Genomic DNA, 6,050 nt, shown 5'->3' with positions numbered 1-6,050 from the left:
GTGCAGGTCTAGTTCAAAAATAAGATTAGTTAGTAAATTAAAAAATATTACTAATCCTGTTAACAAAATTTATCATACCAATAAAAAATGAATTATTAAACTAAATCTTCCTAAAAAAACTAAATATTTAAAATTTATTGTTCCTGTCCCAAGCAGCTTTTTATAGGTACACAAAATATAGACGAATCAAGTCAAGATTAGCCAATAAACTTTATTAGACAAGAGTTCAAAACTCCTAATTTATAAGTAGAAAAAATAAATATTTGACATTTAAACTAGACCTGCACCAGAGCCAATTTAGGTTTATCGCTTGTGTTTTAGGGTTTAAAACCCCATCCCCAATGCCAAAGCTTGTAATGCGATTGGGGTCTAAATACCCAGACGCTCGTTCCTCGCTAACGCTGCGCTATCGCTAACGCTGCGCTATCGCTAACGCAACGCTTACACAAAACGTAACTGCGAAAAAGCGAATTGCGAATTGTTTAAGGTTCACCAACCAAGCGATTTGATGAACTACTGGTGTAGAGTCGTTTGATCCTCAACATAAATGAATTTGCAGTGCTGGGCTTGGCTTAAATGAACAATTTTACTCATCTACTTATTTTCTTAAATTATCTTAACTTACTCTCTCAGGAATTTAACTACAAAATAATATCTTTAGTCATCTGTCTTCAGAAATACATTTATATTAGGGAAATCACGGTTATTTTACGTGTATTTTGTGCTATTTTGTTATATCTAAAACTTTTATATTGATTATGTACGGTATTTATGCTATATTATACGTCAAAAATAATGAATTCTATCAAAAAATCACCTACTTAGTATTTAGGCATCTCTCTAAGGAAAAACTAAAGTTAAATAATTATGTATTTCTCGTTACAAATAATTGAATCAATGAGTTTTTGGTGGCAATATAAAAGCTGCCAAACTGCTGTAGTTAGGCTCATGCTTTAATGCGGATAATTTGTAACGGCGAGTTCAATAGTGAATAATCAAGCTTTTTCTGAACTGTTGACTGCTTCGGGGTGAGGGTGGAAAACTAGGATTTACGCACAAGAGATCCCCCAAACCCCTTAAAAAGGTGGCTTTTAAGGTTGTCCCAGTTGTAGAAAGTGGCGTAGGTTAAGGGGGATCTAGAAGCAAAAGAATTGACAACCAAATCCAAAGATTTTCTATTGTAAATTTGGTGATATGTCTTACAAGCGATCGCAGTTTTCAAAATGACTAAGTTGGAAATGTCGCAATCACGATAAAACCGAAAGAATTGACAGTTTAATCAAAAGATTTTTCATTGCAAATAGGTTTTGATTATAGTAGATATCACAAAATAAGCACCTCTGCAAGCGGCTCATTAATTAAGTCAGCGTTATTAAACTTAACTATATGAAGTTTTGTAAAGTTTATGAGAAGCCTTTGAATTAAGCTTATTTGCTGGTTTATATACCTTTATATGGTTTAGTTTTTCCCCGCCGACCTACTTAAGCACTGTAGTGATCATAGTAAAAGCGAAAAATTTGACATCCTCAGCAAAGGATTTTTGATTGCAAAATAGTCTTTATCTCCTCTATTCTGGTCACAAGAAGTACAGTATTGATTGCTGTATGTTTTTGGTAAAAATTTTTGGTAGTGCTATCACAAGCATCAATCAGCAGCGATTAACCGTTTCTACGAACGACCAAGCTAGGTCATAGCTGTAAAAGCAACAGAGTCGTTTGTATCAAATATTTCCATCCCTGTGATTGTAAACGAGAAAGCCTTTGTGTAATTTTATGTAATTGCGTGAAACTAATGAGTCAAAACTATACTGGTTCAAACTCTCCTCTAATCACCACTGAGCCATACAAGGAATTTCCAGCAAACAGATATGTAGAATCTGTGTCTGACGTTTCTCGCCAGATTGATGAATCGGAGAATAATAAGGGAATTGAGCCTTTTTTAAACAACGAAACACCCCCAACGCTCTCAGTTGCCGATGCGATCGCTCAGATGTTGGTAAATTTGGGAGTAAGCTACGCCTTTGGTGTCGCAGGTGGTGCGATGGCAAGCCTTTGGGGGGCGCTGTCAAATAGCACCATTGAGGTGTTGAACTTTCGCCATGAATCAGGAGCAGCCTTTGCAGCGACCGAAGCATACTTTGCCAATAATCGCCCCACTGTAGTTTTTACTACAGCAGGGCCGGGGATCACTAACGCCCTCACCGGGTTATTTGCGGCTCGTGGTGAAGGTGCAAAGGTAATTTTGTTGTCGGCTTGCACCTCAGCACCGCAGCGTGGACGTTGGGCAATTCAAGAAACCAGCACTTACACATTGCCCAGTGGAGGAATTTTTACCCCAGGAGCGTTATTCAACTATGCAATCACCATTGAATCTGCGGCTCAACTACCGCAGATTTTCCGCAAACTTGCTTTGGCTATGGCGCAACCAGGCGGATTTGTCGCCCATTTGAGCATTCCCACCGCAGTGCAGACAAGTTTAGTTGAGAATATATCCTTGCCTCAACTCGATGTTACTCCGTTTCGGATGACTGCTTCAAAAGAAGCGATCGCTAAATCTGTAGAGTTATTATCGTCTGGCCCCTTTGCCATTTGGGTTGGTTTCGGTGCGCGTGACGCAGCAGAGGAAATCCTTGAACTCGCTGAAAAAACCGGAGCAGCCGTTATGTGTTCACCCCGTGGTAAAGGTATCTTCCCCGAAGATCATCCCCAGTTTGTGGGTGTTACAGGTTTAGGCGGTCATGCTTCCGTCTTAACTTATATGGAACAGCAACCTCCACTACGCACACTCGTATTAGGAACCCGCCTTGGTGAACCGACTTCCTTCTGGAGTTCGGCGCTAGTTCCAAAAGGAGGTTTTGTCCATGTAGATATTGATCCCGAAGTGCCAGGTGTAGCCTATCCCCACGTTGAAACTTTCCCAGTTCGGTCTGATATCAAAGCTTTTGTGGAAGAGTTGTTGCAGCAATTACCAGATGCTCCTGATTCCACAATGCCGCTACCTCGCCCAGAACGCAAAGCAATTGAACCTGCACCAGACGTAGATTATCCAGTGCGGCCAGAAGTATTGATGGCAGCAATTCAAAAGATAATTGTTGAAGATACCGATGCGGTAGTAATGGCGGAGTGTGGTAACTCCTTTACTTGGTCAACTCATCTACTGCAATTTTCCGAAGCCAATCGTTACCGAGTCAGCACCGGAGTCGGCGCAATGGGTCACGCCGTCACCGGAGTATTGGGTGCAGCCCTGGCGAACAATAGCAAAGCTGTAGGGATTGTTGGCGATGGAGCAATGCTGATGAATAACGAAATCAGCACAGCCGTAAAATACAAAATTCCCGCAATCTGGATTGTACTCAACGATGCGCGTTACAACATGTGCCATCAAGGGATGAAAATCTTGGGATTAAAGGGCGCAGATGCAACACTTCCACCGACAAACTTTGCCATGATTGCTCGTGGTATGGGAGCAGAAGCGATCGTAGTCGTCAGAGAGTCGGATATTGAAGCAGCATTACAACAAGCGATCGCATCAAATGTTCCCTTTCTGATCGATGTAGTGATTGACGCTGATCGACCAGCACCCTCTGGTGGACGTAATAAAAGTTTAGCAGCACAAGGAGTCAAATCAAGTTCAGCTAAAAATCCAACCAAGCAAGTTTCATTTCCAATGGTTTAACTTTTAAACCTGACAATTTCCTGCAATTGTTATAGACAGTAAAACATCTCAACAAGCCAGACTTTACAATCCAGTTTGGATTCGTCCATTCAGCGAAGGATAAAGGATGAGTTTAAAAGTGGTAAAAACTTTATTCCAGCCAAAAAACTACAACCAATTAACTGGAATTTTTGATTTTTAGAACATTAATCTTTGTTCCTTCATCCTATCTTAATATTCGAGAGAGTTTTTCTGTCTATATCTTTACATTTTGTAATGCAAATTACTTTCTCTAACCAATACCAAACAATATCGAGAGGTGAAAATGCTGCTATTTGAAACTGTTAGAGAAATGGGTCACGAACAAGTTCTCTTTTGTCATGGTAAAAATCCCGAAATTAAAGCAATTATTGCTATCCATGACACAACTTTAGGCCCAGCGATGGGAGCTACAAGACTCTTACCTTATGTCAACGAAGAAGCTGCTTTAAAAGATGCCCTTCGTCTGAGTCGTGGGATGACATATAAAGCCGCCTGTGCCAACATCCCGGCTGGTGGTGGAAAAGCAGTCATTATCGCTAATCCTGATAATAAAACAGATGATCTGTTAAGAGCTTACGGACGTTTTGTTGATAGTCTAAATGGGCGTTTTATTACTGGACAAGATGTTAATATTACCCCTGGCGATGTGCGGACAATCAGTCAAGAAACTAAACATGTTGTTGGGGTATCAGAAAAGTCTGGCGGGCCTGCTCCCATCACATCACTAGGAGTTTTTCTCGGAATTAAAGCTGCTGTAGAGTCTCGTTGGCAAAGCAAAAGACTTGATGGCATGAAAGTTGCAGTTCAAGGTTTAGGAAATGTAGGTAAAAACCTCTGCCGCCACTTACATGAACATGATGTCAAGCTTTTTGTTAGCGATGTAGATCCAGTAAAAGCAGAAGAAGCAAAACGGCTTTTTGGCGCGACTATTGTCGAACCCGCCGAGATTTACGCTCTTGATGTAGATATCTTTGCTCCTTGCGCTTTAGGAGGAATTCTTAATAGTCATACAATTCCTTTCTTAAAAGCTTCTATTATTGCTGGTGCAGCTAATAATCAGTTGGAAAATGAGCAACTGCATAGTCAAATGCTTGCCAAAAAAGGGATTATTTACAGCCCTGATTATGTAATTAATGCTGGAGGGCTAATCAACGTTTACAACGAAATGATTGGCTATGACGAAGAAAAAGCTTTTAAGCAAGTGCATAACATTTATGACACCCTACTAGCAATTTTTAATATTTCTAAACAGCAGGGAATTACTACCAACGACGCTGCCAAACGATTAGCAGAAGACCGAATTCAGAGCGGTAAACGAAACAGGACTAAAGCGATCGCAGCTTAATTGTTATTATCTTAAGGAGTTAAAAGTGGAAAAAAATACATTTGCAACATCAGCTTACATTGCTACTTCACCAGAGAGCGCCTTTGAGTATCTTTGTAGTTTAAAAAACTTAGACGAATGGACGCTTTATAGCCGGATGAAAGAGCAAATTGACGAAGATACCTGGCTGGGCACTGCGTCTGGTTATCACAAAAACCTCTATTATCATGTTAAAAAATTAGAAAATCCGCTTTTCTATGGTATTGAGTGGCACTGCGGCTTAGAGTATCAGAAATATTTTCAGGTTTACCCAGTTTTGCTGTTTCCTACAGATTATATTGAGCCGGGAACAGATGAAAATGGTGTATACTTCCATTGGTTGAGCTTTGTCGATCCAAAACGGCAAACTCAGATGATTATGCAGGGAATTCACACGGTACACACTTCCGAGTGTCGTTCTCTCAAAGGTAATTTGGAACGCAAAGCTGGTCTGACCTCAGCAGCTAAAGGAAGCCATTTTATCGATACAGACACCATCTATGTTGATGCCCCAATTGAAATCGGCATTGAATACTTAAAAGACCTAAAAAACATAGATGAGTGGGCACATCTACTGCGACCAAATGGTGATATTACTTCTGATTCAGGTGAATTCAAAGATGAATATGACCAGAAGGTAAAAGTTTCCGTGCGGGTTCATAGTCTGAGCAAATACTACTTGGTTGAACAAGAACACTTTTATCCGGACTACGAATATTATCAGCGTTCTGTAGCGTTACTCATCCCAACCGCTTATGCATTCGCTGATCCCGAAGCTTCAGGTTTTATCCTGCATCGAATCACATTCTGGAAAACAGATGGAACTGTCACCCACGGCAAACTTCAAATTGAAGACTTTGGCGCTGAGAGCATGAACATCAAACGTTTACTAGAAGCCAAAGCTGGCAACCTCAAATCATTTGATCGGGGAATGAGCTATCTACCAAAAACTCAAGAGTCATTAGTCATTGGTCATTAGTCATTGGTCATT

At 40.4% G+C, this 6,050-nt stretch carries 3 protein-coding genes; all 3 read left to right on the top strand.

The features are described 5' to 3' along the window. Positions 1-1,791: 1,791 nt before the first annotated feature. The 3 genes from scyA (at position 1,792) to scyC (ending at position 6,038) form a co-directional block, all read left to right on the top strand. The gene (gene scyA, locus LC574_RS22240; protein WP_229455677.1) at positions 1,792-3,675 is read left to right on the top strand and encodes a scytonemin biosynthesis protein ScyA; all 1,884 of its coding nucleotides are present in this window, start codon (positions 1,792-1,794) and stop codon (positions 3,673-3,675) included. A 304-nt stretch (positions 3,676-3,979) separates the two neighbouring features. After that, the gene (scyB, locus tag LC574_RS22235) at positions 3,980-5,041 is read left to right on the top strand and encodes a tryptophan dehydrogenase ScyB (protein WP_229455673.1); all 1,062 of its coding nucleotides are present in this window, start codon (positions 3,980-3,982) and stop codon (positions 5,039-5,041) included. Positions 5,042-5,066: 25 nt separating this feature from the next. Further along, complete coding sequence (scyC, locus tag LC574_RS22230) at positions 5,067-6,038, top strand: scytonemin biosynthesis cyclase/decarboxylase ScyC (RefSeq protein ID WP_229455670.1); 972 nt, start codon at positions 5,067-5,069, stop codon at positions 6,036-6,038. The last annotated feature ends 12 nt before the right edge of the window (positions 6,039-6,050 follow it).

Origin of the sequence: Nostoc sp. CHAB 5715, from assembly GCF_020829685.1 — a bacterium.
Taxonomy (GTDB): Bacteria; Cyanobacteriota; Cyanobacteriia; order Cyanobacteriales; family Nostocaceae; genus Nostoc.
The sequence above is the reverse complement of the archived record's forward strand: the minus strand, read 5'-3'. Positions and strand labels throughout refer to the sequence as shown.

Bases quoted from the DNA above. Each gene is read 5' to 3' on its own strand.
- scyA (WP_229455677.1), top strand. From the start codon at position 1,792: ATGAGTCAAAACTATACTGGTTCAAACTCTCCTCTAATCACCACTGAG.
- scyB (WP_229455673.1), top strand. From the start codon at position 3,980: ATGCTGCTATTTGAAACTGTTAGAGAAATGGGTCACGAACAAGTTCTC.